Raw genomic sequence first — 24,669 nt, 5'->3', positions numbered from 1 at the left:
TTGCGGCAATCAAATCGACGCAATTAATCGATTGGACGAATAACCGACAAAGGCGCATTCCTGTCTGCAGGAGATATCAGCGAGTCTCAGGAGTGGAGAGAGAACGATGGATGCCAAAACCGGTGAAATGAGCGGCTGCCCCTTTCATGGCGATGCGGGTACGCGCGACCTGCTCGGTCGAACCAATCGCGACTGGTGGCCCGATCAGCTGCAGCTCGACATCCTCGGCCAGAGCGGGCGCAATCCCGATCCGATGGGCGAGGATTTCGACTATTGCGAGGCTTTCAACGCGCTCGACTACCAGGCGCTGAAGAAAGACCTGACCGATCTGATGACCGACAGCCAGGAATGGTGGCCGGCGGATTACGGTCATTACGGTCCCTTCTTCATCCGTATGGCTTGGCATGCTGCGGGTACCTATCGCACGGGCGACGGGCGCGGCGGCGCGGGTAGCGGGCAGCAGCGCTTCGCCCCGCTCAACAGCTGGCCCGACAACGGCAATCTCGACAAGGCACGCCGCCTGCTGTGGCCGATCAAGCAGAAGTACGGCAAGCATATCAGCTGGGCCGATCTGTTCATCCTGACCGGCAATGTCGCGATCGAATCGATGGGCGGCCCGGTTTTCGGCTTCGGCGGCGGGCGCAAGGACGTGTTCGAGCCCGAGCTTGTCTATTGGGGCACCGAGGAACAATGGGTCGATACCGGCGCGGAAACGCGCATCATCCCCGATGAGGGCAAGGCGCTCGAAAACCCGCTGGCGGCGATCCAGATGGGCCTGATCTACGTCAATCCGGAAGGGCCCGGCGGCAATCCGCACGATGCGGAAGGCATGGCGCGCGACATGCGCGAGACCTTTGCCCGCATGGCCATGAACGACGAGGAAACCGTGGCACTGACGGCCGGCGGACATGCGTTCGGCAAGGCGCATGGCGCCAAGCCTGCGGACACTTTCGGTTCAGCGCCCGAAGGCGAGAACCTGCACCGCATGGGCTTCGGTTGGCTGACCGATCCGGAAGAAATCGAGAAGGGTCATATTACGACCAGCGGGATCGAAGGCGCGTGGACGCCGAACCCGACACAGTGGGGTGGCGACTATTTCCGCCTGCTGTTCAAGTATGATTACGAACTCGTCCAGTCGCCCGCCGGCGCGAACCAGTGGCAGCCGATCGATCCGGAGCCCGAGGATATGGCGCCTGATGCACGGGACCCGAACAAGAAGGTCCCGACGATGATGACCACCGCCGATATGGCGCTGAAGCGCGATCCGGAATATCGCAAGATTTCCGAACGCTTCCGCGACGATCAGGCCGCGCTCGACGATGCTTTCGCCCGCGCATGGTTCAAGCTGTGCCACCGCGATATGGGGCCCAAGGTCCGCTACCTCGGCCCGGAAGTGCCCGATGAGGACCTGATCTGGCAGGACCCGATACCCGAAGGTACCACCCCCTCGGACAGTGCGGTTGCCGAGTTCAAGAAGGCGGTGCTCGATAGCGGCCTTTCGGTCGACGAGCTGGTCAAGGCAGCCTGGGCCTCGGCCTCGACCTATCGCAATTCGGACCACCGCGGCGGGGCCAATGGCGCGCACATCCGCTTCGACGCGATCCGCAACTGGGCGGTGAACGACCCGGAAGAGCTGGGCAAAGTGCTCGACAAGCTCGATGAGCTGCGCGGCGATATTTCGATGGCCGATGCCATCGTGCTCGGCGGTGCGGCGGCGATCGAGAAGGCGGCCAAGGACGGCGGTTTCGAGGTCACCGTTCCCGTCACCACCGGTCGCGGCGACGCCACCGAAGACCAGTTCGATGCAGAGAGCTTCGAACCGCTCGAGCCCTTCGCCGACGGCTTCCGCAACTATTTGAAGACCAAGGCGTCGGTGAAGACCGAGGACATGCTGGTCGACCGGGCCCACCTGCTCGGCCTTTCCATGCCCGAAATGACCGCTCTGGTGGGCGGCATGCGCGCACTAGGCGCGGTGTCGAAGCACGCGGCGCATGGCAATCGCATCGGGGTTCTCACCGATCGCCCCGGCGTGTTGTCGAACGACTTCTTCACCAACCTGCTCGAAATGGGCACGGTGTGGGAGGTGGTCGACGAAAGCGGCGACGAGGAATTCGTAGGCAAGTGCCGTCTGAAGGGCGATGTGAAGTGGCACGCGACGCGCACCGACCTCGTCTTCGGTTCGAATTCGCAGCTCCGCGCCGTTGCCGAGGTCTATGCCGAAAACGGTAACGAACAAAAATTCGTCGACGATTTCGTCAAGGCCTGGACCAAGGTGATGGACGCGGATCGTTTTGACATTCTGTACAAAAAGTATAATAATTGATGGTCAGGCGACCAAGCTGGTCGTCCACCGAGGGCCCCCGACCAAACGTCGGGGGCTTTTTTTACCCTGGGTAGGACGTGAAGAGCTCTGGCATTTCGTCGCTCAGGCGCTGGAAGCTGGGAAAGACGGCCTCGGCCCCGGCATCACGAAGCCGCTGGCCGTAACCCTCGGGAATATGACTGGCACCGACGAAGCCAATCGCCCGCATATTGGCGTCACGAGCGGCGCGGATGCCGTTAACACTGTCCTCTATCACCACGCAGGCATTCGGTTCCACTCCGAGCCGGCGTGCAGCGTGAAGAAACAGGTCGGGCGCGGGCTTTCCCAGACGCACATCATCAACGCTAAAAACGCGCCCTTCGAAGCGATGCAGCAGATCGGTCCTGTGCAGTTTGAATGCCAGCATTTCCGAAGTGCTGCTCGAGGCAACGCAAGCCGGATGACGGAGGCGGCTCAGAGCGTCGGCCACACCGGGCACTGGCGATAGCTCGGCTGCCATCATCCGCTGCAGATGTTCTGAGAGTTCTTTATGATATCGGCCCGGCAGCGCCCGGCCAATCTCGCGTTCGATCTCGGCATACATGTGGCGATCTGATACTCCTAAAAATCTGTCCACCAGCTGTGCTTCGGTTATCGAATAGCCTGCGTTTACCAGAGCCCGAACATGCGCCTTGGTGACAAGAACTTCGCTATCGACCAAGACTCCATCGCAATCGAATATGGCCAGCATATTCAGCGCTCGCGCTTGAGGACGATGTAGAGCGCCCCGTCGCCGCCATGCCTTTGGTGCGCGCGGCGGACGGCGGCAATGGCTGAATGGTGATTGGACGCGGCCAACCAGTCGAGCACCTTGGCGCGAATCGCCCCGCGCCGCGATCCGCGATCCGCCGCCTCGACGGGACGCGGTTTGCCGGTAATCAGCAAGATCGTGCGCGCGCCCATGCCGCGCGCTTGCGCCACCCCGCTCATCAGCCGGTCGTAGGCGGCATCGAGATTGTGCCCATGCAGGTCGAGCGTCAGTTCAGGTTGGAGCGTGCCCGATTTCAGCCGTCGATCCCAATGCGAATCCAGCCCCCGATCCAGACGTGGCGGCGGTGCGGGTGCAGGCGATGCAATACCGGCAGGCTTCGGCACTTTTGGCAGGCGGACTTTCCCAGCCGGCTCGGGCGCCGCCGGAGCTTGCGCCTCGTGCGCGGGGCGAGGCTGGACGGGCTTGAGCGGGTGAAGCGGCACAACCGTCGCCGCCAGCCTGTCCCATGCCTCGCTCTCTTCCGCAGACAGGCCGCGCGGCGCGCTCATCGCCGCGCTTCGAGACGCTCGATCGTCCCGCGCGGCAACAGGACCAGCGCCGACCCGCGCGAGCTCATACTGCCGGCGATCTCGCGCGCATCCGCGCCATTGCCCCAGAAGGTGTCGAAGCGATTTGCGCCCTTGATCGCGCCGCCCGTATCTTGTGCGATCCACAGGCCGTCGGCGACGTCGCTGTCCATATCGAGGAAGACCGGCGCGCCATAGGGTACGAAATTGGGATCGACCGCAACCGAGGCTTCGCGTCGCACGGGCACGCCGATCGAGCCCAGCGGGCCGTCGGTGTTGAGTTCGCGGAAGAACACCCAGCTCTTGTTGAGCCGCATGATGTCGCGTCCCTCGGCCGGATTGTCGCGGATGAAGGCCATGATGCCCTGCATCGACGTGGCATAGGGCGTGCCTTCGCCGATCAAGCCGCGTTCGCGCATGACGCGGCCTATGCCGACATACTCCCGCCCGTTCTGCCCGGCATAGCCGATTCGCAACAAAGAACCGTCGGGCAGGCGAAGCAGGCCCGATCCCTGAATCTGGAGAAAGAAGAATTCTACCGGGTCGGCCGCCCAGGCGATTTCCAGCCCGCGATTTTCCAGCGCGCCCAGCTCTATCTCGGTACGATCGTAGAAGAGCACGAACTCGCCATTGTCGTCATAGCGCCCCAGCGGCGGGCGTCCTTCGCGCTCGCTCTCTGGCATGTCGGCAGGCCAGGCGCGGGTGAGTTCGGGCGGCACCGCATAGATCGGCACGTCATAGCCCGGCGCGCGCCTGCGGCTGCCGCGAATCTCGGGCTCGAAATAGCCGGTGGCGAAGGCCGCACCATCGCCCACGCGGGCGGTTTCGAAATAGCTGGTGAAGAAGCGCCTTGCATCGGTGACCGGCCAGCTTGCCGCAGCCTCGCATGCCGGACGCCAGTCCTCGGCAAAGGTCAGCCCGCTGGCATCGTCGCGATTGAGAATCGAGGGGCACGATTCGATGAAAGATACGAGCGCGGTTCCGGCATCTTCGGGCGAGAGGCCCAGGGACCCGACGCTCTCGCCGCTCGATATCGGGGCAAAAGCGGCGCTCGATACGGTGCCTGGCGGAAGCGGGCCGGCTGTTTGCGGGGGTTTCGTGTCGGGGACCATGCGAACGCAGGCAGCCAGCGCCAGCATCGCCGCGATCGCCATCAGCTTGCGCATGTACCCCTCCCCGGATGCAGCGGGGCGTCAGCCCTCGTCGGTCTCGTCGAGCACCCAGTTGGGATCGGCGGCATCGATATTGCGGCTGAAGGTCCACACATCGCGACTTTCGATCGCATCGTCCATCGAGCCGGCGATGACATTGCCATCGGCGTCACGCGTGACTGCGGCGATGTCGGCCACGAACAGGACCGAAATGCGGGCCGTGCGTCCATCGAGTTCGGCCGAACGCACACTCGCATCCTCGATCCGGATGAGGCGATTGTCGAGCGTTTCGCCCGCACCCTCGCGCGCATCGATCGCGCTGGCGAAGCTTTCGTAGACGTCATCGTCCGCGAGTTCGCGCAGCGTTTCCTTGTCCCCCTTCCAGAAGGCCTCGAGGATCATGCCGTAGGCACCCTTGGCGCCTTCGAGGAAGCCGAGCAGGTCGAATCCCGTATCGGCCGAGGCAATCGCGCGAATGCCCGCTTCGTTCGCCGGCGCGCGATCATCGCCCGCGCGCAGGACGACCGGCTGGCGCACGGGGCGCGGAGCGACATCCGCTGCCGGCGGCGCGTCGCTGCGTTCGAACCGGTGCGGAATGACCTCCTCCTCATGCTCGGACCGGCGGCCGAGCACCGAATAGAGCCGCAGCCCCAGAAAGGCGGCGATCATGGCGAGGATAACGATCTCGGTGATCACGTAAGTAACCTGCTTCCCTGCATCTGATTGCGGAAGGCGATACGCCCCCGGCAGTCCAACATTCTTACTGCCCTAGATAGGAAGGAATTACAAACCGACAATGGGGGTGCGATGAACAAGCGGATGCGCGACGAGGGCCGTAACGGGCGATGCCCTGCGCATTGCTACACACGTCCGACAGTGCTAGGCGCGCGCCCCGACAGTCCGGCGCGGCCGCAAGCGCCATACCCGGACCCAAATTCGGATAATTGGAAAGCGACTACTCATGGCCGACGAAGGCGACGTTCTCACCGATCTCAACATGGATCCCGCAGCCGGCGCCAATGGCGCCGACAACCAGCCCAGCGCCGGCGTGATCTCGCAATACATCAAGGATCTGTCGGTCGAAAATCCGAATGCGCCGCAATGCTTCCAGTGGAACGAGCAGCCGCAGCTCGATGTGCAGGTCAATATCGCCGCCGACAAGGTTTCCGACGAAGTCCACGAAGTGACGCTGAAGGTCACCGCCACCGCCAAGACCAGCAAGGGCAATCTCTACCTCATCGACCTCGCCTATTGCGGGTTGATGGGAATGCGAAACCTGCCCGATGAAGCGGCACACGCCTTCCTTTTCGCCGAGGCGCCGCGCATCCTGTTCCCCTTCGCGCGCCGTGTCATCGCCGATGCCAGCCGCGATGCCGGTTTCCCGCCGCTAATGCTCGACCCGATGGATTTCGGCGCGCTCTACCAGCAGCAGCTCGCGGCGCGCGCGCAGGAACAGCAGGCCCAGGGCGCGACCCCGCCGGCCGGCGACGCCTGAGCGCCCGATTTGCAAGGGGGCTCTGACAGGTGAGCCTGCTCAGAAACGTCGGCACGATCGGCGGGCTGACCATGGTCAGTCGCGTGGCCGGGATGGCGCGCGAGATGATCTTCTCGCGCGTCCTCGGCGCCAATGCGGTGACCGATGCCTGGTTCCAGGCATTCATCATTCCCAATGTCTTTCGCCGCCTGTTCGCGGAAGGCGCGTTCTCGGCGGCCTTCGTGCCGATGTTCTCCAAGCGCCTCAATGGCGAGGGCGGGATCGAGGACGCCCGCAGTTTTTCCGACGATGTGCTGAGCGTATTCCTGCCGGTGCTCATCGCCCTGTGCGCAGTAATGATGCTGGCCATGCCCGGCGTGATCTGGCTCTTGAGCGAAAAGCCCATCGATCCAGGCGAATTCGCGATGGCGGTCGATTTCGCGCGGATCATGTTCCCCTATATCGTGCTGGTCAGCCTAGTGACGCTGTTCACCGGCATGCTCAATTCGGTCAGCCGCTTCGCGCCGGGGGCCAGCTTTCCGATCATTCTCAACCTCGTGCTGATCGCCGCGCTGCTGGGTGGCGAATATGCGATCGGGACGCTGGGCTGGAGTATCGAACAGGTCGCCTATGCCATTGCGTGGACGGTGACCGGGGCGGGCGTGATACAGCTATCCTGGCTCTATTACTGGACCCGCGTCGAGGGCTTTCGCCCAAAGCTGCTGTGGCCGCGGATCACGCCCGAGGTAAAGCGTCTGTCGATCATCGCGCTGCCCGCGGCGATCGGCGGCGGTGCCTACCAGATCAACACGCTGATCCAGCTCTATTTCCTCAACCAGCTGGCCGACGGTTCGGTCAGCTACATGAATTATGCCGACCGGCTGAACCAGCTTCCGCTGGGCATCATCGGCATCGCGCTATCGACCGCGATCCTGCCGACTCTGTCCAGATTCGTCGGCAGCGAGAACAAGGACGGCGCCGATCGCATCCAGTCGGATGCCATCGAGCTGTCGATGCTGCTGACCATTCCCGCCGCGGTCGCGCTGGCCGTATGTGCGGTTCCCTTCGTCACGATGATCTTCCAGGGCGGGCGCTTCAGCATCGAAGACGCAGCCATCGCAGGCGAAGTGCTCGAAGCGCTGGTGCTTGGCCTGCCAGCCTATGTGCTGGTCAAGGTGCTGGTGCCCAATTTCTACGCCCGCGCGGACACCAAAACGCCGGTGATCGCGGCCTTCATCTCGCTCGCGGTCTTCATCGGTTTCAACCTTGCCTTCCTCCAGCGATTCGGCGTGATCGGCGTCGCCTACGCCAGCGTGATCGGCGCCTGGATCAATGTCGGGTTCCTCTATCTCGTGCTGCTGAAGCGCGGGTATTACGCGGTGCCCGGGGCCCTGTTGCTGCGTATCGCCCGGCAGTTGTTCGCCGCGGGCGCGATGGGTCTGGCCTTGTTCTACGCCCGCGATTTGCTAACCGACTGGTTCGCCGCGGGACTGTTCGCGCGTCTCGCAGCACTTGCGGTGCTCGTCGCCTGTTCCGCCATCGTCTATTTCGGCGTCGCCTTTGCGGTCGGCGCGATCGACCGGCAGCGCATCGCTGTCCTGACCCAAAAGAGAAATCCCTGATCCCATGCGCGTAGTTTCCGGAATCCAGCCCACCGGCAATCTCCACCTCGGCAATTACCTTGGGGCGATTCGCAATTGGGTGCGGATGCAGGATTCGATGGAGGACGGGAACCAGTGCCTGTTCTTCCTGGCAGACCTCCATGCGATCTCGCAGCCGCACGATCCCGCGGAGCTCAAGAGAGGTACGCTCGAAATGGCTGCCGCGCTGGTGGCCTGCGGGATCGACCCGCACAAGAGCGTGGTGTTCAACCAGGCTCAGGTCCCTGCCCATGCCGAACTGCAATGGCTCCTCAACGGCACTGCGCGGATTGGCTGGCTCAACCGTATGACGCAGTGGAAGGACAAGGCGGGCAAGAACCGCGAGGGCCAGTCGGTCGCGCTCTTCTCCTACCCCGTGCTGCAGGCTGCCGACGTCCTGCTGTACCAGACCACGCACGTCCCGGTGGGCGAGGACCAGAAGCAACATCTCGAACTTGCCCGCGATATCGCGCAGAAGTTCAACAACGACTTCGCTTCCGAAGAGGCACCCGTCTTTACCCTGCCCGAGCCGATCGTGCCGCCGCAGGCCGCGCGGATCATGAGCCTGCGTAATGGCGACGCGAAGATGAGCAAGTCGGACCCGTCCGACATGAGCCGGATCAATCTGGCCGACGATGCCGATACGATCATGAAGAAGGTCAAGAAGGCCAAGACCGATCCCGAGCCGCTGCCGAGCGAGGCGGGGGGTCTCGAAGGCCGGCCGGAAGCGCTGAACCTCGTGACCATCTACGCCGCGCTGTCCGACCGCAGCGTCGACGACATCCTCGGCGAGTTCGGCGGCGAAGGTTTCGGCACATTCAAGCCCGCGCTGGGCGAATTGCTGGTCGAGACGCTGCGTCCGATCTCGACGCGTTTCGTCCAATTGCTTGACGATCGCGAAGCGCTCGACGCGATCCTGGCGCGCGGCGCCGCCCAAGCCCGCGAGCTCAGCTGGCCGACGCTCGATGCGACCTACTCGGCGCTCGGCCTCGTCCGCTAAGCCTTTCGAAAACGCCATCAAATGTGAATCCGGACATTCAATCCGGGTTCATCGCCATTCGTCTATCGTGTAGAATATCAATTGGCAGTGTGCCCCGGGGGAACGGCTGGCTGCCCAAATAGGCGTATACCGATGGATGCGCCGGTGGTCGAAAGGGACTTAGAATGACCGACCTTAAGAAGGGCTGGGGGCGCAAACTCAAGCTTGCCTCCGTTCCCATGATCCTCGCAGGCCTTGCCGCGTGCACCACGCCGTTCAAGGCCGATGTGTCGCGATTCCAGACGCAGCTGCCCGCGCCGCAAGGCGAAAGCTATTACGTGGTGGCGGACGATCCGGCGCTCGCCGGCGGGCTCGAATTCGCCCAATATGCCGACCTCGTCGAAGCGCAGATGGCGCGCCTCGGCTATGCCCAGGCCCCATCGGTCGATGATGCTTCACTGCTGGTCCGCTTCGACTACGGCGTGGACAATGGTCGCGAACGCGTGCGCACGACCGGCTTTCACGACCCGTTCTATTCGCCATGGTACGGCTATCGTTCGCGCTTCGGCTATCGCACCCGGCTGGGATACTACCACCCGCGCTTTGCCGGACGGCGTTGGGGCTACGGCTTCTACGATCCGTGGTTCGGCGGGCCCGAAGTGCGCAGCTATACGGTCTATACCAGCGGGATCGACATGAAGATCGACCGCGCCGCCACCGGCGAGAGGCTATTCGAAGGCAAGGCGCAGGCCGTCTCGACCTCGAACAGCCTGCAATATCTGGTACCGAATCTCGTCGAAGCCATGTTCACCGACTTCCCCGGCAATTCGGGCGAGACGTTGCGCATCTCGATCGCGCCGGAAAAGACCACGGTGCGCCGGATCGACTGATCCCGGGCGACACAAATCGGAATATCGAAAGGGCGGCCTGCCGAGCGGGCCGCCCTTTCCGGTTTTGGTGGAGCCTTAGCGGTTGTCCAACTGAGCGCGAACTGCAGCCAGCCCTTCGCGCGTGATGCGATAGGGCTTGCCGCCCCGGCTGCGGATGAGCCGCCGCTTGCGCAAGCGTTCGAAGACCGCAAGTGTACAATCGACAAGACGAAAACCGTCGCGGTTGAAGCAATCGACGATTTCGACGCGGCCTTTGGCGCCGCGTATGAAGTCGATGCGGCCACCCTGAGCGAGCGCGTGCAGCACACGCTGTTCGTATTTCGAGATATTCAATTTTCGGGATTCCATCTGCTGGCATAGGGCGCGGTGCCGGCACGGCGGTTGCTCGTGCGGCGCGCACATCAACCCCTCCCGCAGACACCTGCGGGCCGGGCAACTCAGCGGATGGCAATCTCTGTCATAGATCCTCTAGGCCATGTTGGCAGGGGCGCGATGTAGGGAATGTCTCTTGCGCAGGTCAAGCGCTCAGAGTTTCTCGTGACCGCCGGTCGAACCGAATCCGCCCGTACCACGGTCCGTTTCGTCTAGTTCGCCAACCTCTTCCCATGCGGCCTGGGTAACGGGGGCGAGTACCAGTTGGGCGATGCGGTCGCCGCGCTCGATCGCGAATTCTTCGGCGCCGTGATTGATCATGATGACCTTCAGCTCGCCGCGATAGTCGCTGTCGATCGTGCCCGGCGTGTTGGGCACGGTGATGCCATGTTTGAGGGCAAGGCCCGAGCGCGGGCGGACCTGGATTTCGAAGCCGGGCGGGATCGCCACTGCGAAACCGGTCGCGACTGCGTGGCGCTGGCCCGGCTCGAGCGTCAGCTCTTCAGCGGCAAGCACGTCCATCCCCGCGGCACCCCGCGTCGCATAGGCAGGCAGGGCGAGCCCTTCTCCATGAGGCAGGCGCTTCAGGCGAACGCCGACGGGATCATTCATGGCCGTCCTCTACCGGTTCGAGCGCTTCGGCGGCACGGCGTACCAACTCGCGCGCGACGTCTTCCTTGGGCATTTCGGGGAGGCTTTCGATACCGTGTGCGGTGACGATATGCACCTGATTGAGATCGCCACCCATCACGCTGTCACCTTCCGCGCCCGAGACGTTGTTGGCTATGATCCAGTCGGCCCCCTTGCGCTTGCGCTTGGACTTGGCGTTTTCGACCACGTTCTCGGTTTCGGCGGCGAAACCGATCAACAGCGTGGGGCGCTTGTGCCCGGCCGCGGTGCTGGCGAGAATATCGGGATTCTCGGCGAGGATCAGAGCGGGCGGCGCAGAACCGCGCTTCTTCATCTTCTCGCCCGCGACATGCTTGCTTTTCCAGTCTGCCACGGCGGCGACCATGAAAGCGATATCGACCGGCAGCGCGCGGCGCACTTCCTCGGCCATGTCCTCGGCGGTTTCTACGTCCACGCGGTCGACACCCACCGGCGTCGGCAGATGGACCGGGCCGGCGACCAGCGTGACGCGTGCCCCGGCAGCGGCGGCCATGGCGGCAATTGCGAAGCCCTGTTTCCCGCTGGAGCGGTTGGCGATGTAACGCACCGGATCGATCGGCTCACGCGTCGGACCGGCAGTGATCAACACGTGCTTGCCATAGAGCGGACGGTGTTCGGGATCGGGATCGAAGGCGGCCTGTCCGGCAAGCGGCGATTGGTCGAAGGGTACGGCCGCAGTCGCCATGTCGTCCGCGCTCTCCTGCGGCATGGCGCGCATATCGTGGCGGGCGATCTCGAGATTGAGTGCCTCCGGATCGGTCGGCGGGGCGGAAGCCGCCTTGCCCTTCTCGGCCAGGATCGGCCCCGCATCCGCAGGCGACTCGACCGGTTCGGGGAAGTCCTGTGCATCCGGCGCTTCACCTTCGGGCACCTCTTCGAGTTCGGCCTCGATCTCGTCATGGCTGCGCTTTTCGGTCGAGCGCGGGATGATCATCGCCAGCAGGCCGCCAAGCCCTCCGCCACTGTGTTCGACTTCATCCTCGTCCTCAGGCTCGAGCGGCTCGTGGAGGTCGTCCTCGGTTTCCCCGACCTCATCGGCGGAAGGCGCCGCAAGCTGCGCCGGCGCCGCAGCGGTCAGCTCGGGCACTTCGATGTCGAGATCGAGTTCGTCGGCGATCCGGGCGAGGATCGACGGCGGCTCGGGCATGCGGCCGGGACCGAATTCCCCGCAAGCCATCGGGCCCTCGTCCGGGTCCATCACGGCAACGCCCGCCTGGCGCAACCAGTCGGCATTGCGCTGCGTTGCCGCATGCTCCCACATCTTCACATTCATCGCCGGCACGGTCAGTACCGGCTTGTCCGTAGCGAGGATCAGCGTGGTGGCCAGATCGTCAGCGATGCCAGCAGCCATTTTGGCGAGAAGGTCGGCAGTGGCCGGGCATACGACCACCAGATCGGCTTCGCGGCTCAACTGGATATGGCCCATCTCGACCTCGTCCTTGAGATCGAACAGCGAGGTATAGACCTTGTTCTCGGACAGCGCGGCGAGTGCCATGGGGGTGACGAATTGCTGCCCGCCTTCGGTCAGCACGCAAGTCACCTCTCCGCCCGCCCTGCGGATCAGGCGAACGAGTTCGCACGACTTGTAGGCCGCGATGCCCCCACCGATGACGAGCAGGATCTTCGGGCCGCTCACGTCATGCGCCCCGCAGCCTGCGTTTCGCCCGCGCCCTGTCGCGCGGATCGGTGAATGGATACCCATAACCTCATCGCTGCGCTTGCTAGCGTCCCCCGTCCGACATGGCCAGCGCATAGCACTGGCGTTTTTCGTGATTCCCCTTACCCTTGCATGGTGAAAAAAGGGGAAACGGAGGGGTTTTGATGCATGTCATTTTGAGCGCGATATTGCTCGCGCTGGCAATACTCGACCTGGTACTGGGCACCAGCTTCCTGGTCGATCCGGCCAGCGCGGCGAGCGATTTCGGCTTGGCTATCGTCTCGACCCACGGCGAATCGACGCTGCGCGGCGACATGACCGCATTCTTCTACGTAACGGCTTTTTCGCTTGCATGGGGCGCATGGAAGCGGCGCGGCGATGTCATGTGGCCGGCGCTCGGCCTGTTCGGGATCGCCTTTACCGGGCGGTTCATCAATGTGATCGCGCAAGGGCCCTATGATGGCTGGATGGTGCCGATGGCGGTAGAAGCGTTCCACTGCATCGTCATCATCGTGGCGATGCGGGCCTGGGGCGTTCCGAAGCCGGACGCTTGATTGCGCGAGCCAGGTCGGCAAGCGCGCGCGGGACGACGGCGAGGCCCACTCCATAAGCGGGGATGAACAGGCCCATCCAGTAAATGTTCTCCTGTCGGGCGAATAGCGCGACAGCGGCGATGAAGCCTGCGAACCACAGACTGGCCAGTGCGCCAAGCCTTCCCCCCAAGGCCAACCAGCCCAGCAGCGGCAAGACGCCGAGCGGACCGGCGAACCAGACGGGGAGCGTTTGCAGCAGCGTTGTGACGTGGATGCCGTAGAGCGGCACCGAAAGCCCGAGGAACCCGCTCCAGCCGGGCGAAACGAGATCTGCGGGCTGACGGACTTGGGCTACCGCCGAGGCATGCAGTGCAAGCCCGATGGCTATCAGGATCGCCGCGGCGCCTAGCGCGAGGGTTTTACGCCTCTCCCGAGCGAGAACGGCAATTGCGCCCCAGGCAAGCAGGAAAGGCAGCGCCAATTCGCGCAGGGCGATGGCCGACACCGCCAGCACCAGTCCGCCCGCCCATGCGCCGCCCACCGAAAGCGCCAGAGCGAGCGAGAGCATCAGCCCGGCGAGGATCTCGTGGCTGAAGGGGATTTCGGGAATGAAGGCGACCATGCCGAACAAGCCCGCCAGCCCCGCTCCTGCGAGACGCTCGAACCGGCCCTCGTGCCTCAGCGCGACGAACCATAAGAGGATATTGGCACCCCAGAGCACCACCGCGATGATCCGCCACCCATCCGTTCCCCACAGCGCGCTGGTCCAGGCCAGCACCGGCGTTCGCACGGTGACGAAGGGAGCGGTCGGCATGGCGAATTCGCGGTGTTCCGCGGCAGCCGCCTCGTAATAGTCTTCGCCTGCCGTCACGCGCGCGTCGATGGCACGGTAAAGGTCCATGTCCACCCGCTCGCCGCGTTCGAGCCGCTGTTCGATATCCGCTTCGTGGGACGTATTGCGCTCCTCGAGGGCGAATGCGTTCCAAACACAGCCAAACAATGTCGCAAGCAGCAGTGCAAGCGCCGCCCAGCGCGGCAGCCTTGCAAGCGGCCGCTCGGGAAAGGTCACGCGTCCCCTCGCGCCGATTTGACCAGGGAGGACAGCGCCATCGGCACGAAGGCGAGACCAATGAACATCGCCGGAGCCACGACCGCCCCCCAGTAGAAATTGTTAGCCCGGCCCGCGATCATGAAAGCAAGCCCGTAGCCGAGATATAGGAACGTCCCGGTCGTACCCGCAGACGATTTCCACCCTGCCCAGCCGAGGACCATCAGCACTACCAGCGGTCCGGCCATCTCATGCGGCAGGAAACGCAGGTTCGAACTCAGCACCACGTTGCCCAGCCAGCCCGACAAACCGCGCAGCACCAGCCAGTCGGGGCTCTCGGGATCGGAGGGAAGGACATGCGGCGCGACCAGCGACAGGTGCCAGGCCATCGCCGCGACGAAGACAAGCACCAGAGAGGCCCATGCCGCGGCCTCCTGCCAGTCGCGTCGCCACGCGGCCATCGCCCCAAGCAGCAGGACGAAGGGCAATACATGCTCGCGGATCGCCAGCGCCAGCGTGGCGATGACTAGCGACCAAACCCAGCGCCCCGGCCGGTGCAACCCGAAAGCCAGCGCCATCAGCATGCCCGCCCAAAGCTCGTGCAGCACGAAGTAATATCGGTTGAGCCCCAAAGAAGCGCCCATCAGCATCAAGGCGGCGCCGATCCTTCGCATGCTCCGACCGCCCGGCTCTTCGCCCAACCGTTTCCACCACGCCCAAACCGTCGCGCCCATCAGGAGGACCGCCAGCACGAGCATGCCCGGTTCGCCGAGCCATGCATGGAAATGCGCAAGAGTCGGCAGGCGAACGGCGAGGCCCGGACGGACCGGATAGTCGCTCGCGCGCTGTTCCTCGACGATGAAATCGTAATAGCTCTCGCCGCGATCGATACGCTCGATCACGCGGTCGTAGAAGGCGAGGTCGTCGTCGCGCTCGATCCCGGCTTGCGCCGCCCCTTCACCGCCGACGAATGCCGGAACCTCGGAAGGCGCGCCATCCATGCTGGCAGTCAGGGGTGTGAATGCGGCGAGAACCAACAGCGCCGCCACGACTGCGAGCAACGTGCGAGCGGGCCATGCGCCCCATTGAGCGAAGCGGTTCCAAGCCGGCGCGGTCGCGGCGCCGTCTAGCCGATCCACCCCTGCGCTATCGCCGCCCATGCTGCGAGCCCCCCTGCCAGTGCCGCGAGAGCATAGCCAAGCAGTCCGCGCGAAGCCCCCTTGCGGCGGCGCTTTTCCCACATCAATTCGACCTTTGGTAACGGCGGCGCTTCGGGCGCGCCGCCCTTGGGCGGGAAACGCTCCTCGACACGGCGCACAAGGTCGGGAATGCGCAGCAGCGTCTCGGTATCCTCGCGGATACGGTCGGCAATCGCGGCTTCGGGGCCCAGCTCGTCGCGGATCCAGCTGCGGACATAGGGCGCGCTGACATCCCACATGTTGATCTGCGGATTGAGCTGCGTGGCGATACCCTCGACCATCACCATGGTCTTTTGCAGCAGCAGCAGATGCGGCTGCGTCTGCATGTCGAAATCGCGGGTGATCGCGAACAGCCCGTCGAGCATCTGCCCGACGCTAAGCTCGCTCACCGGCTTGCCGCGCATGGGCTCGCCCACTGCGCGCAGCGCCGTCGCAAACTCGTCGACATTGTGATAGCTGGGCACGTACTGAGCCTCGAAATGGATCTCGGCGACGCGTTTGTAATTGCCCGTCGTCAGCCCATAGAGGATTTCCGCCAGCCACATCCGCGCGCGTCGATCGATCCGGCCCATGATGCCGAAATCGATCGCGGCGATGGTCCCGTCAGCTTTCACGAACAGGTTCCCCTGGTGCATGTCGGCGTGAAAGAAGCCGGCGGCGATCGCCTGTTTGAGGAAGGCGAGAACCAGCCGGCTCGCCAATTCGTCCATATCGTGGCCTGCCGCGCGGATCGCCGCGGTATTGCTGATCTTAATCCCGTCGATCCAGTCGACGGTCATCACGCGGCCATTGGTCCGGTCCCAGTCGATACCCGGAATCTCGTAGCCTTCGGTGCCGACCATGTGCTCGGCCAGTTCGGACGCACTCGCCGCCTCGCGCCGCAGGTCGAGTTCGCGGTTGGTCCAACGCTTGAAATTGGCGATGACCAGCCGGGGGCGAAGACGCGCGGCCTCGCCGCCCATCGCCTCGACATGCGCGGCAGCCCATTCATAGGTGTCGATATCGCGCGCGAATTGCTCGCGCACACCCGGACGCAGCACCTTGACCGCGACCTGCTTGCCCTCGGTCGTCACCGCACGGTGGACCTGCGCGATCGAGGCCGCGCCGATCGGTACCGGATCGAACTCGGAATACAGGTTTTCCAGTGGCTGCTCGAAGCTCGCCTCGATGCTCTGCTTGATTCGCGCGAATTCGACCGGCGGCAGGTCGTCCTGCAGTTTCAGCAGGTTGCGTGCGGCCTCCTCGCCCACGAGGTCGGGTCTCGTGGCGAGCGTCTGGCCAAGCTTGATCGCCGCCGGGCCGATCTCGCGAAAGGCGCCGGCATAATCGGGCTCCTTCGGCTGTACCGTACCGAAACGGGCAATTCGCACCAAGCGCTTGACCGGCGGCGGCGTATTGGGATCGCGCTCGATCCCGCGCAGCGCCCCGTGGCGCGCGAGCGTGCGCCCCCATTTGAGCAGTCGCCAGATATGTGTTGAGGGTCTTGCCATTATTCTGGCGCGCCTGACGGAACGGCGCGCAGCGACCGCGGGGAACGAACAGGTGCCACTGTCACACCTTCCACCCCGAATGGATCGCGACGAGGCCGCCCATGATCGGTTCCACGCGAGTATTCTCGAAGCCCGCCTCGCGGATCATCGCCTCGAAGGCGGGCATGTCGGGAAAACGGCGGATCGATTCCACGAGGTAGCGATAGCTGTCTTCGTCATTCGCTATAGCCTTGCCGATTTGCGGCACGAGCTTGTGCGAATAGAGGTCGTAGGCCTCCTTGAAGCCGGGCCACTCGACGCTGGAAAACTCGAGACAGAAAAAACGCCCGCCGAATTTCAGCACGCGGTGTGCTTCCTTCAGCGCCTTGTCGATATGGGTGACGTTCCGGATGCCGAATGCGATGGTATAGGCATCGAAAATCCGGCTCGAGAATGTCAGTTCTTCGGCGTTCTGGCAGCTCCAGACGAGCCCGTCGATCCCGCGCTCCATCGCACGCTCGATGCCGACGTCGAGCATGTCCTGATTGATGTCCGACACGGTTACGCTGGCGCCTTTTGCCGCCATGCGGAAGGCGATGTCGCCCGTGCCTCCAGCCATGTCGAGGATCGCTTCGCCCGGCTGCGGTTTTACCCGCGCCACGAAGCGATTCTTCCACAACCGATGCATCCCGCCCGACATCGCATCGTTCATCACGTCGTACTTGGCCGCGACATTGGAAAAAACCTCGCCCACACGGCCGGTCTTCTCGTTCGCATCGATATCTTCGTAGCCGAAGGAAACTGTGTCGCTCATGGGGCCGAGCCTTAGGGGGAATTGAGCCGGGCGCAAAGGGTGTTGGCGGAGGAGTTTTTGTTGCGTGCGGGCCGGACATCCGTCCGTCCCTTCGGCACCAGCCCTCACCCCCACGCGGCCACCCATCAGTATATTGCCGTGGGTGGCCGGGTGGGGGTGAGGGCTGGTGCGGCGTCCGGCAATCTGCCATTTCCACTTGCGACACCTTGCCACTCGCCGGAAATCAAAAAATTGCCCGAGCTTCCCGAAGTCGAAACAACGATCCGAGGGCTCGCCCGTTTCCTCGAGGGCGAAACGATCACGCGCGTGGTGATCAACCGCCCCGACATGCGCCGCCCCTTTCCGCCCGATCTTGTGCAGGCGCTGACCGGCGCGAGCGTGACGCATCTGACGCGCCGGGCGAAATACGGCCTCATCCACACCAGCCGCGACCATGCGATGGTCTTCCACCTCGGGATGAGCGGGCGCTGGCGAATCGATCCGGCCGACGCGGAAAAGCACGACCATCTCGTGATCGAGACCGCCGAACATCGCTTCGCGCTCAACGATCCTCGCCGCTTCGGTTCGGTCGACCTGCTGCTCGCACCCGAACTCGACCTGTGGCCGCCCTTCGCCGCGCTCGGTCCCGAACCGCTCGGCGACGCGCTGACCGCCGAGCACCTGCGCGAGGCGACCCGTGGGCGCAAGCAGGCGATCAAGCTGCTGCTGCTCGACCAGCGCATCGTTGCGGGTCTCGGCAACATCTATGTCTGCGAAGCGCTGTGGGACGCCGGCATCCATCCGCGAAAGCCAGGCGGCAAGGTAACCATGCCGCAGCTCAAGCGCCTCGTCCCTGCGATCAAGGACGTGCTAGAACGCTCGATCCGCGACGGCGGCTCCAGCTTGCGCGATTTCGCCCAGCCCGACGGCAATCTCGGCTATTTCGCCACCCGCTTCCATGTCTACGGCCGCGAAGGCGAAGCGTGCCACCACGAGGACGGCGGAACCATCCGCCGTATCGTGCAGGGCGGGCGGAGTACCTGGTTCTGCCCCATTTGCCAGAAATAACGCGCTAGGCGTCCACCAGAGCGTAATGCGGCGGCGGGGGCAGCCCCTCCATCTTCTCGCTCAGCAGCGGGCGGAAGCTCGGGCGGCTCTTCATCACCGAATACCAGTGGCGCGCCTGATCGTGGCCCTTCCAATCGATCCCGCCGAGATAATCCGCGACCGACAGATGCGCGGCGCAGGTCAGATCGGCGAGGCTCAGCGTCGCACCGCCGAGCCACTGGCGGGTGTCGATCAGCCAGTCGATGTAATCGAGATGCGCATGGGCGTTTTTCATCGCTTCGCGCAGGATCCTCGAATCGGGTGGCTGGCGCAGGACGAGGCGCTTCTTCATCCGCTCGTGCAGCAGCGGCCCCGTTACATCGGCATGAAGGTTCTCATCGAACAGCGCGACCAGCCGGCGGATTTCGGCGCGTTGCGGCGCCGAGCCGTTGATCATAGGATTACGCTCGACCGTCTCCTCGAGATATTCGCAGATCGCCTGGCTGTCCGACAGGCTGGTGCCACGCGCGGCGTCATGCAGAACCGGCGTGCGCCCGGCGGGATTGAGATGCCAGAATTCGTCGCGCCCTTCCCACGGATACTCGCGCACCAATTCGTAGGCGATGTTCTTCTCGCCCATCAGCAGACGCAGCTTGCGGCTGAAGGGGCACAGGGGAAATTGGTAGAGCTGCCACATGGATTCCGCCGCCTTGCCACAGCGCGTGGGCACGCGTCCACTGCCGCGCCCTTGTCGGAACCAAATTTAGCGGTGGATCAGTCGCGTGGCGGCAGCGTGGCGCGAAAACGCTCCGCCATCTCACGCAAAACCGGCGTCATGGCGGCGAGGCCTTCGGCCAGCGCTCCAGCCGCTTCCATGGCGCGCGGGACGTTGCGCGCAACCTCGTCGCTCACTCGGTCCGCATCGGGTGCCACCTGGCGCAGCGTCATGTCCGGATCGATCCTCTCCGCCTGTTCGCCGGCCATCTCGGCGGCGGCCTCCGCCAGCGGCGCGATCGGCATGTCGAGCAGCACTTCGGTCAGTGCTTGGAGCATCAGCGCGGTCTCGCGCTGGCGTTCGGCGTCGCGCATCTGCTCGCCCAGCTCGGCGAGCGACGCAGCCTGCGGCTCGGCTGACTCCTGCGAAAGCGCCGGGACGGGCAGGACAAAGGCCGCAAATGCGGCAGGCAGCAGGAAATGGCGCATGGTCGATTCCTTGTGACTCGACGACATGCCGCCTGCTAAAGGCGTGCCGCTTGCCGATTGCTGAACGCCCGTTCAGATACCCGACGCGTCCAGCATCAGCAGGCAGGCGGGCATGACCGCGTCGAGCCGCTGGGGCGATTGTATTAGATCCACGCTTTCCCGCTCGACGAGCCCCATGATCGTCTCGCGGTCCGCACCAAGGTCGTCCATGAGCCTCGCGGTCGTCTGCACGAAGAATTCACGACCGCGTTCGGCCATCAAGGGATAATCCTCGCTCACCCGTTCGCCGGAAACCTGCGCCTTGTGAACGAGTCCGAATGCCACCGAGCACCGCAGCGCGCTGGCCTGTTCCAGTGTCAGGTCGGGTAGCGAGGTATCGCTCGCACCCTGCGCACCGGCGCTGAGTTGCGTGAGTGCGAGGGCGAGCGCGGCAGAGATCATCGACATCGCGCGTTACTAGACGCCCGGGCCCGAAGCACAAGCGACGAAATGCGATCGCGGCTTGTCACGCCCCCAAGCGCGATTACAGTAGCGAATCGAAACTCAAAGGAGAGAGACGGGATGTTCAACCACATCATGATCGGCACCAACGACATCGACAAGGCCAAGACCTTTTACGAGAAGGTGCTGAAGGTCGTCGGCGTCGAAGGATCGATGGACAACACCACCGACACCGGCATCAAGCGCGTGTTCTTCATGCATGGCGGCAACGTCCTCGCGCTGTCGCAGCCGATCGACGGCGAGCCCGCGACATGCGCCAATGGCATGACCATCGGTTTCAAGTGCGATTCGCCCGAGCAGGTGAAAGAACTGCACGACGCCGCGATCGCCGCGGGCGGAACCAGCATCGAAGACCCGCCGGGCTTGCGCGAAAGCGCGATGGGCGCAATGCATCTCTGCTATTTCCGCGACCTCGACGGCCACAAGATTTGCGGCCTCCACCGCGCTGGATGATCTGCGGTCGGGCGGGATTGTCGGCAATGCCGGCAGTCCCGTCTACCTTGCTTACCGATAATCTCGCTTCGAAGCGCTAACGCGTCAGTTCGAACACCGCGAATTCCGCCCGACCATTGGCGCCGATCCGCGGAATGGATCTTTCGCCAGCGAAATACCAGTCGCGCTCGATCCTTGCCGCCTTCTGGCGGGCAAGCTCCCGAAAGTCCTTTATCGTGACGTGGTGGATGTTCTGCGTCTCGTACCAGGTTACCGGAATGCTGCGCGTCACCGGCATGCGCCCGCCGAACATCAGGGCGGCGCGGGTACGCCAATGGGCGAAATTGGGAAAGCTGACGAATGCGCGCGTACCGACGCGCAGCAACTCGTCGAGCATGCGGTCCGGCCGTTCGGCGATCTGCAGCGTCTGGCTCAACACGGCGTAGTCGAAGCCCTTGTCGGGATAGTCGGCCAAGTCGCGGTCCGCATCGCCCTGCACAACTGACAGGCCCTGCGATACGCAGCGCTCGACGCAGTCGCCGTCGATCTCGATCCCGCGCACGTCGCAAGCCTTCTCGCGCAAAGCGAGCATCAGCGCGCCATCGCCGCAGCCGATATCGAGTACGCGACTACCGCGTTCGACATGGGCTGCAATCACGGCGAGGTCGGGGCGCAGGCTCATCCGAGGAAACCACCGATAACCCGATCCAAGGCGGGCACCTCGAGCAGGAAGCTGTCGTGGCCATGCGGAGCGGAAAGTTCGACGAAGCTTACCGCCCCGCCCGCGGCATTCAGCGCATGCACGACATGCCGGCTTTCGCTCGTCGGGTAGAGCCAGTCGCTGTCGAAGCTGACGAGGCAGAAGCGCGCGCTTGTCCCAGCAAAGGCATCCGCCAGCCGCCCGCCATGTTCTTCGGCGAGGTCGAAATAATCCATCGCGCGGGTGATGTAGAGGTAGCTGTTGGCGTCGAAGCGGCGGGTAAAGCCGCTCCCCTGGTAGCGCAGATAGGATTCGACCTGGAAATCGGCATCGAAGCCGAAGCTCTTGGTGTCCCGGTCCTGCAGATTGCGCCCGAATTTCTCGGTCAGTGCCTCTTCGGAAAGATAGGTGATATGCGCCGCCATCCGCGCCACCGCGAGCCCGTTGTCCGGCGCTTCGCCGCCATAGTAATCGCCGCCCGCCCAGCGCGGATCGGCCATGATTGCCTGCCGTCCGAGCTCGTGGAAAGCGATATTCTGCGCCGAATGCCTGCTGGTCGAGGCGATCACCAGGACACGTTCGGCCCGATCGGGCCAGTTCGCCGCAAGACTGAGCGCCTGCATCCCGCCCATCGAGCCACCGACCACCGCATGCAGCCGCTCGATCCCCAGCGCATCGAGCAGGCCGACATGCGCGCGAACCATGTCGCGGATCGTGATTACCGGGAAGCGCATGCCATAAGGTTGGCCGTCGGGCGCGACGCTTGCCGGTCCGGTCGAGCCCATGCAGCTGCCGATCACATTGGCGCAGATGACGTGGAAGCGTTCGGTATCGATCGGCTTTCCGGGGCCGACCATACGTTCCCACCAGCCGGGCTTGCCGGTGATGGGATGCGGCGAGGCGACATATTGGTCGCCGGTCAACGCATGGCACAGCAATATGACGTTCGAACGCTCTGCATTCAAAGTGCCATAGGTCTCGTACGACACTTCCACACCCGCCAGCTCACCGCCGCCATCGAGGGGCAGCGTGCTCGACAATGCGATTGTCTGTGAGGTCGCGTTCAAACCAAGCCTTGTGTCATCAAAAAGAACGGTGCTTCGACAAGCTCAGCACGAACGGGTTCTGGACTCGGCTCTCTATCCGTTCGCCCCGAGCTTGTCGAAGGGCCGTAATTCTTTAAGGCCTGAAAGCCGATATGGCAGACAAACCCGAAATGAAGCCCTGGATCGAGGGCATCCATGCCTATGTGCCCGGCAAATCGACCGGGGCGGACGGGCGCAAGCTCGTCAAGCTGTCGGCGAACGAGAATCCGCTCGGTTGCAGCGCGGCTGCGCTGGCGGCGCTTGCGACCGACCATGCGCCCGCCACATATCCCGATCCCGACTCAACTGCCCTGCGTGCTGCGATCGGCACGCAGCACGGTATCGATCCGGCGCAAATCGTTTGCGGAACGGGTTCGGACGAACTGCTCAACCTCGCTGCACAGGGTTTTGCCGGACCGGGCGACGAGGTCTTGTTCAGCCGCTACAGCTTCGCGGTCTACGACATCGCCGCGCGTCGCTGCGGGGCAATCCCGGTCGAGGCGCCGGATGCGGATTTCGCCACCGATGTCGAGGCGCTGCTGGCCGCAGTGACCGAACGCACGCGCGTGGTGTTCCTCGCCAATCCGAACAATCCGACCGGCACCTACCTGCCGCGAAACCACGTAGAGCGATTGCATGCGGGATTGCCGGGCAACGTCCTGCTTGTGATCGACCAGGCCTATGCCGAATACCTCGAGCCCGCCGAGGCAGACGGCGGGCTCGACCTGGCCAAGCGGCACGACAATGTGCTCGTCACGCGAACCTTCTCCAAAATCTATGGCCTTGCGGCCGAACGGATCGGCTGGGCGACCGGCGCCCCACATATAATCGATGTGCTCAACCGAATTCGCGGGCCGTTCAACGTGACTGCTAGCGGGCAACGCGCCGCCCAGGCCGCGCTCGCCGATCATGCGTTTGTTTCCCGCTCGCGCGAAGCCAACCGTATCGAACGCAAGCGCTTTGCCGACACGGTCGAGGCTCTGGGCAATCACGGCCTGCGCGCAGTGCCGAGCAAGGCGAATTTCGTGCTCGTGTTGTTCGAGGGCGAGTTGAAGGCAGAGACAGCACTCGAGGCGATCGCGGAGGCGGGCTATGCCGTGCGCCACCTACCGGGCCAGGGCCTGCCGCAGGCGCTGCGCATCACCATCGGCACGCCAAGCCAGATGGACGACATCGCCGGCGTGCTACGCGAACTTTGCGGAGAAGCCGCATGACTGGCGAGCGTGTCGCCATAATCGGCCTCGGCCTGATCGGAGGATCGATCGGGCTGGCGGTTCGCGACATGCTGCCCGATGTTGCGACCACGGGTTGGGATGCCGATGCCGGTGTACGCGAACGTGCCGCGAAGCGCGGACTCGTCGGCACGGTGTGCGACACCGTGGCCAAGACGGTGAGCGAGGCGGACATCGTCATCCTCTGTGTACCTGTCGGCGCAATGGGCTATGCCGCCGAGGCCATCGCACCGCATCTCAAGCCCGGCACGATCGTCAGCGATGTCGGATCTTCCAAGCGCAGCGTCGGCGAGGCACTGACGGCATCCCTGCCCGATGCCGTGGTCATCCCCGCGCATCCCGTCGCCGGGACCGAGAAGAGCGGGCCGGACGCGGGCTTTCCCGAACTCTTCCGCCACCGCTGGTGTATCGTCACCCCGCACGAACACACGCCGCAAGAAGCCGTCCGTGCCGTCTGCGCATTTTGGGAGGGCCTTGGCGCGAAGGTCGAGATCATGGATGCCGAACACCACGATCTCGTGCTCGCGGTAACGAGCCACATCCCGCATCTCATCGCCTACACAATCGTCGGCACCGCATCCGATCTCGAAGACGTCACCCGCAGCGAGGTGATCAAGTATTCCGCCGGGGGTTTTCGCGACTTCACTCGCATCGCCGCCAGCAATCCGACCATGTGGCGCGATGTCTTTCTCTCCAACCGCGACGCAGTGCTCGAAGTGCTCGGCCGCTTCACCGAAGACCTCAGCCTGCTCCAGCGCGCCATCCGCAACGGCGACGGCGACACGCTGTTCGACCTATTCGAAAAAACCCGCGCCATCCGCAATTCGATCATCGAAGAGGGCCAGGACGACGCACGCCCCGATTTCGGCCGCAAGGATCACTGACGGGCGGCCGCCTGGAAAGATCGGCGACCTTCCAATTCTATAGTGGCGGTGCTCTAACTGCCGCGCGCTGA

General features: G+C 64.0%; 26 protein-coding genes. 10 read left to right on the top strand and 16 right to left on the bottom strand.

What is annotated here, in order from left to right; genetic code table 11:
- Window positions 1-106 precede the first annotated feature (106 nt).
- Window positions 107-2,323: a catalase/peroxidase HPI gene (gene katG / locus ACQY4G_RS06810; protein ID WP_421989697.1), complete on the top strand. Its 2,217-nt coding sequence runs from the start codon at window positions 107-109 to the stop codon at window positions 2,321-2,323.
- Between the two features lie 61 nt (window positions 2,324-2,384).
- Here the strand turns inward: katG and ACQY4G_RS06805 are convergent, their stop codons facing one another.
- Genes ACQY4G_RS06805 through ACQY4G_RS06790 form a run of 4 tightly spaced genes read right to left on the bottom strand, consistent with a single transcriptional unit; the run spans window position 2,385 to window position 5,487 of the window.
- Window positions 2,385-3,023, bottom strand: a complete 639-nt coding sequence (locus tag ACQY4G_RS06805) for an HAD family hydrolase (RefSeq protein ID WP_421989695.1) — start codon at window positions 3,021-3,023, stop codon at window positions 2,385-2,387.
- 32 nt (window positions 3,024-3,055) lie between these two features.
- Window positions 3,056-3,622, bottom strand: coding sequence for a Smr/MutS family protein (locus tag ACQY4G_RS06800; RefSeq protein ID WP_421989693.1), 567 nt, complete (start codon window positions 3,620-3,622; stop codon window positions 3,056-3,058).
- Window positions 3,619-4,806: a murein transglycosylase A gene (locus ACQY4G_RS06795; protein ID WP_421989691.1), complete on the bottom strand. Its 1,188-nt coding sequence runs from the start codon at window positions 4,804-4,806 to the stop codon at window positions 3,619-3,621. Before ACQY4G_RS06795 ends, ACQY4G_RS06800 begins: the two co-directional genes overlap by 4 nt.
- A 27-nt stretch (window positions 4,807-4,833) precedes the next feature.
- Complete coding sequence (locus tag ACQY4G_RS06790; RefSeq protein WP_291168025.1) at window positions 4,834-5,487, bottom strand: Tim44/TimA family putative adaptor protein; 654 nt, start codon at window positions 5,485-5,487, stop codon at window positions 4,834-4,836.
- 265 nt (window positions 5,488-5,752) lie between these two features.
- Here ACQY4G_RS06790 and secB point away from each other — a divergent pair, with 265 nt between their 5' ends.
- The 4 genes from secB to ACQY4G_RS06770 all read left to right on the top strand — a co-directional run bounded on the left by secB (window position 5,753) and on the right by ACQY4G_RS06770 (window position 9,774).
- On the top strand, window positions 5,753-6,286 hold the full coding sequence (secB, locus tag ACQY4G_RS06785) for a protein-export chaperone SecB (protein ID WP_067692920.1): 534 nt from the start codon (window positions 5,753-5,755) through the stop codon (window positions 6,284-6,286).
- A gap of 29 nt (window positions 6,287-6,315) precedes the next feature.
- Window positions 6,316-7,887, top strand: coding sequence for a murein biosynthesis integral membrane protein MurJ (gene murJ / locus ACQY4G_RS06780; protein WP_421989689.1), 1,572 nt, complete (start codon window positions 6,316-6,318; stop codon window positions 7,885-7,887).
- Between the two features lie 4 nt (window positions 7,888-7,891).
- On the top strand, window positions 7,892-8,905 hold the full coding sequence (gene trpS, locus ACQY4G_RS06775; protein WP_421989687.1) for a tryptophan--tRNA ligase: 1,014 nt from the start codon (window positions 7,892-7,894) through the stop codon (window positions 8,903-8,905).
- Window positions 8,906-9,069: 164 nt separating this feature from the next.
- The gene (locus ACQY4G_RS06770) at window positions 9,070-9,774 is read left to right on the top strand and encodes a DUF4136 domain-containing protein (RefSeq protein WP_421989685.1); all 705 of its coding nucleotides are present in this window, start codon (window positions 9,070-9,072) and stop codon (window positions 9,772-9,774) included.
- A 75-nt stretch (window positions 9,775-9,849) separates the two neighbouring features.
- On the opposite strand, the gene ACQY4G_RS06765 is transcribed toward ACQY4G_RS06770, so the two are convergent.
- The 3 genes from ACQY4G_RS06765 to ACQY4G_RS06755 all read right to left on the bottom strand — a co-directional run bounded on the left by ACQY4G_RS06765 (window position 9,850) and on the right by ACQY4G_RS06755 (window position 12,451).
- The gene (locus ACQY4G_RS06765; RefSeq protein ID WP_421989683.1) at window positions 9,850-10,107 is read right to left on the bottom strand and encodes a YjhX family toxin; all 258 of its coding nucleotides are present in this window, start codon (window positions 10,105-10,107) and stop codon (window positions 9,850-9,852) included.
- A gap of 192 nt (window positions 10,108-10,299) precedes the next feature.
- Window positions 10,300-10,758, bottom strand: a complete 459-nt coding sequence (gene dut / locus ACQY4G_RS06760) for a dUTP diphosphatase (protein WP_421989681.1) — start codon at window positions 10,756-10,758, stop codon at window positions 10,300-10,302.
- Window positions 10,751-12,451 carry a bifunctional phosphopantothenoylcysteine decarboxylase/phosphopantothenate synthase gene (locus ACQY4G_RS06755; protein WP_421989679.1) on the bottom strand — a complete coding sequence of 567 codons (1,701 nt, stop codon included), beginning with the start codon at window positions 12,449-12,451 and terminating at the stop codon, window positions 10,751-10,753. Before ACQY4G_RS06755 ends, dut begins: the two co-directional genes overlap by 8 nt.
- A 185-nt stretch (window positions 12,452-12,636) precedes the next feature.
- Here ACQY4G_RS06755 and ACQY4G_RS06750 point away from each other — a divergent pair, with 185 nt between their 5' ends.
- Complete coding sequence (locus ACQY4G_RS06750) at window positions 12,637-13,026, top strand: hypothetical protein (RefSeq protein ID WP_291180532.1); 390 nt, start codon at window positions 12,637-12,639, stop codon at window positions 13,024-13,026.
- Here ACQY4G_RS06750 and ACQY4G_RS06745 read toward each other — a convergent pair.
- The 4 genes from ACQY4G_RS06745 to ACQY4G_RS06730 form a co-directional block, all read right to left on the bottom strand.
- On the bottom strand, window positions 12,980-14,074 hold the full coding sequence (locus ACQY4G_RS06745) for a hypothetical protein (protein WP_421989677.1): 1,095 nt from the start codon (window positions 14,072-14,074) through the stop codon (window positions 12,980-12,982). The two genes, ACQY4G_RS06750 and ACQY4G_RS06745, sit on opposite strands and share 47 nt — an antisense overlap.
- Window positions 14,071-15,213: a hypothetical protein gene (locus ACQY4G_RS06740; RefSeq protein ID WP_421989675.1), complete on the bottom strand. Its 1,143-nt coding sequence runs from the start codon at window positions 15,211-15,213 to the stop codon at window positions 14,071-14,073. The genes ACQY4G_RS06745 and ACQY4G_RS06740 overlap by 4 nt, the downstream gene beginning before the upstream one ends.
- Window positions 15,180-16,742, bottom strand: coding sequence for a 2-polyprenylphenol 6-hydroxylase (gene ubiB / locus ACQY4G_RS06735; RefSeq protein ID WP_067692898.1), 1,563 nt, complete (start codon window positions 16,740-16,742; stop codon window positions 15,180-15,182). The genes ACQY4G_RS06740 and ubiB overlap by 34 nt, the downstream gene beginning before the upstream one ends.
- Window positions 16,743-16,803: 61 nt before the next feature.
- Window positions 16,804-17,535: a class I SAM-dependent methyltransferase gene (locus ACQY4G_RS06730; RefSeq protein ID WP_421989673.1), complete on the bottom strand. Its 732-nt coding sequence runs from the start codon at window positions 17,533-17,535 to the stop codon at window positions 16,804-16,806.
- A gap of 231 nt (window positions 17,536-17,766) precedes the next feature.
- Between ACQY4G_RS06730 and mutM the strand changes: the two genes are divergently transcribed.
- Window positions 17,767-18,582, top strand: coding sequence for a bifunctional DNA-formamidopyrimidine glycosylase/DNA-(apurinic or apyrimidinic site) lyase (gene mutM, locus ACQY4G_RS06725; RefSeq protein WP_421989671.1), 816 nt, complete (start codon window positions 17,767-17,769; stop codon window positions 18,580-18,582).
- Window positions 18,583-18,586: 4 nt separating this feature from the next.
- Here the strand turns inward: mutM and ACQY4G_RS06720 are convergent, their stop codons facing one another.
- The 3 genes from ACQY4G_RS06720 to ACQY4G_RS06710 all read right to left on the bottom strand — a co-directional run bounded on the left by ACQY4G_RS06720 (window position 18,587) and on the right by ACQY4G_RS06710 (window position 20,211).
- The gene (locus ACQY4G_RS06720) at window positions 18,587-19,258 is read right to left on the bottom strand and encodes a glutathione S-transferase family protein (protein WP_291171456.1); all 672 of its coding nucleotides are present in this window, start codon (window positions 19,256-19,258) and stop codon (window positions 18,587-18,589) included.
- 77 nt (window positions 19,259-19,335) lie between these two features.
- Window positions 19,336-19,764, bottom strand: a complete 429-nt coding sequence (locus tag ACQY4G_RS06715) for a hypothetical protein (RefSeq protein ID WP_421989669.1) — start codon at window positions 19,762-19,764, stop codon at window positions 19,336-19,338.
- 72 nt (window positions 19,765-19,836) lie between these two features.
- Window positions 19,837-20,211 carry a hypothetical protein gene (locus tag ACQY4G_RS06710; RefSeq protein ID WP_421989667.1) on the bottom strand — a complete coding sequence of 125 codons (375 nt, stop codon included), beginning with the start codon at window positions 20,209-20,211 and terminating at the stop codon, window positions 19,837-19,839.
- Window positions 20,212-20,325: 114 nt separating this feature from the next.
- Between ACQY4G_RS06710 and ACQY4G_RS06705 the strand changes: the two genes are divergently transcribed.
- Complete coding sequence (locus tag ACQY4G_RS06705) at window positions 20,326-20,718, top strand: VOC family protein (protein WP_067692884.1); 393 nt, start codon at window positions 20,326-20,328, stop codon at window positions 20,716-20,718.
- A gap of 76 nt (window positions 20,719-20,794) precedes the next feature.
- Here ACQY4G_RS06705 and metW read toward each other — a convergent pair whose 3' ends face one another.
- Complete coding sequence (gene metW / locus ACQY4G_RS06700; RefSeq protein ID WP_067692881.1) at window positions 20,795-21,379, bottom strand: methionine biosynthesis protein MetW; 585 nt, start codon at window positions 21,377-21,379, stop codon at window positions 20,795-20,797.
- Window positions 21,376-22,464, bottom strand: coding sequence for a homoserine O-acetyltransferase MetX (gene metX / locus ACQY4G_RS06695; protein ID WP_421989666.1), 1,089 nt, complete (start codon window positions 22,462-22,464; stop codon window positions 21,376-21,378). The genes metW and metX overlap by 4 nt, the downstream gene beginning before the upstream one ends.
- 131 nt (window positions 22,465-22,595) lie before the next feature.
- On the opposite strand from metX, the gene hisC reads away from it, so the two are divergent.
- The gene (gene hisC, locus ACQY4G_RS06690) at window positions 22,596-23,696 is read left to right on the top strand and encodes a histidinol-phosphate transaminase (RefSeq protein ID WP_421989664.1); all 1,101 of its coding nucleotides are present in this window, start codon (window positions 22,596-22,598) and stop codon (window positions 23,694-23,696) included.
- Window positions 23,693-24,598: a prephenate/arogenate dehydrogenase family protein gene (locus ACQY4G_RS06685; RefSeq protein WP_421989662.1), complete on the top strand. Its 906-nt coding sequence runs from the start codon at window positions 23,693-23,695 to the stop codon at window positions 24,596-24,598. The genes hisC and ACQY4G_RS06685 overlap by 4 nt, the downstream gene beginning before the upstream one ends.
- Window positions 24,599-24,669: the final 71 nt, after the last annotated feature.

The sequence above is a fragment of the Qipengyuania sp. genome (genome assembly GCF_965277845.1).
Lineage (GTDB): Bacteria > Pseudomonadota > Alphaproteobacteria > Sphingomonadales > Sphingomonadaceae > Qipengyuania.
This window is presented reverse-complemented; position numbering and strand designations above follow the sequence as displayed.

Excerpts from the sequence above, each read along its gene's own strand:
- katG (WP_421989697.1), top strand. The coding sequence starts at position 107 with ATGGATGCCAAAACCGGTGAAATGAGCGGCTGCCCCTTTCATGGCGAT.
- ACQY4G_RS06800 (WP_421989693.1), bottom strand. The coding sequence starts at position 3,622 with ATGAGCGCGCCGCGCGGCCTGTCTGCGGAAGAGAGCGAGGCATGGGAC.
- ACQY4G_RS06795 (WP_421989691.1), bottom strand. The coding sequence starts at position 4,806 with ATGCGCAAGCTGATGGCGATCGCGGCGATGCTGGCGCTGGCTGCCTGC.
- secB (WP_067692920.1), top strand. The coding sequence starts at position 5,753 with ATGGCCGACGAAGGCGACGTTCTCACCGATCTCAACATGGATCCCGCA.
- trpS (WP_421989687.1), top strand. The coding sequence starts at position 7,892 with ATGCGCGTAGTTTCCGGAATCCAGCCCACCGGCAATCTCCACCTCGGC.
- ACQY4G_RS06770 (WP_421989685.1), top strand. The coding sequence starts at position 9,070 with ATGACCGACCTTAAGAAGGGCTGGGGGCGCAAACTCAAGCTTGCCTCC.
- dut (WP_421989681.1), bottom strand. The coding sequence starts at position 10,758 with ATGAATGATCCCGTCGGCGTTCGCCTGAAGCGCCTGCCTCATGGAGAA.
- ACQY4G_RS06750 (WP_291180532.1), top strand. The coding sequence starts at position 12,637 with ATGCATGTCATTTTGAGCGCGATATTGCTCGCGCTGGCAATACTCGAC.
- ACQY4G_RS06740 (WP_421989675.1), bottom strand. The coding sequence starts at position 15,213 with ATGGGCGGCGATAGCGCAGGGGTGGATCGGCTAGACGGCGCCGCGACC.
- ubiB (WP_067692898.1), bottom strand. The coding sequence starts at position 16,742 with ATGGCAAGACCCTCAACACATATCTGGCGACTGCTCAAATGGGGGCGC.
- ACQY4G_RS06730 (WP_421989673.1), bottom strand. The coding sequence starts at position 17,535 with ATGAGCGACACAGTTTCCTTCGGCTACGAAGATATCGATGCGAACGAG.
- ACQY4G_RS06720 (WP_291171456.1), bottom strand. The coding sequence starts at position 19,258 with ATGTGGCAGCTCTACCAATTTCCCCTGTGCCCCTTCAGCCGCAAGCTG.
- ACQY4G_RS06715 (WP_421989669.1), bottom strand. The coding sequence starts at position 19,764 with ATGCGCCATTTCCTGCTGCCTGCCGCATTTGCGGCCTTTGTCCTGCCC.
- ACQY4G_RS06710 (WP_421989667.1), bottom strand. The coding sequence starts at position 20,211 with ATGTCGATGATCTCTGCCGCGCTCGCCCTCGCACTCACGCAACTCAGC.
- ACQY4G_RS06705 (WP_067692884.1), top strand. The coding sequence starts at position 20,326 with ATGTTCAACCACATCATGATCGGCACCAACGACATCGACAAGGCCAAG.
- metW (WP_067692881.1), bottom strand. The coding sequence starts at position 21,379 with ATGAGCCTGCGCCCCGACCTCGCCGTGATTGCAGCCCATGTCGAACGC.
- hisC (WP_421989664.1), top strand. The coding sequence starts at position 22,596 with ATGGCAGACAAACCCGAAATGAAGCCCTGGATCGAGGGCATCCATGCC.
- ACQY4G_RS06685 (WP_421989662.1), top strand. The coding sequence starts at position 23,693 with ATGACTGGCGAGCGTGTCGCCATAATCGGCCTCGGCCTGATCGGAGGA.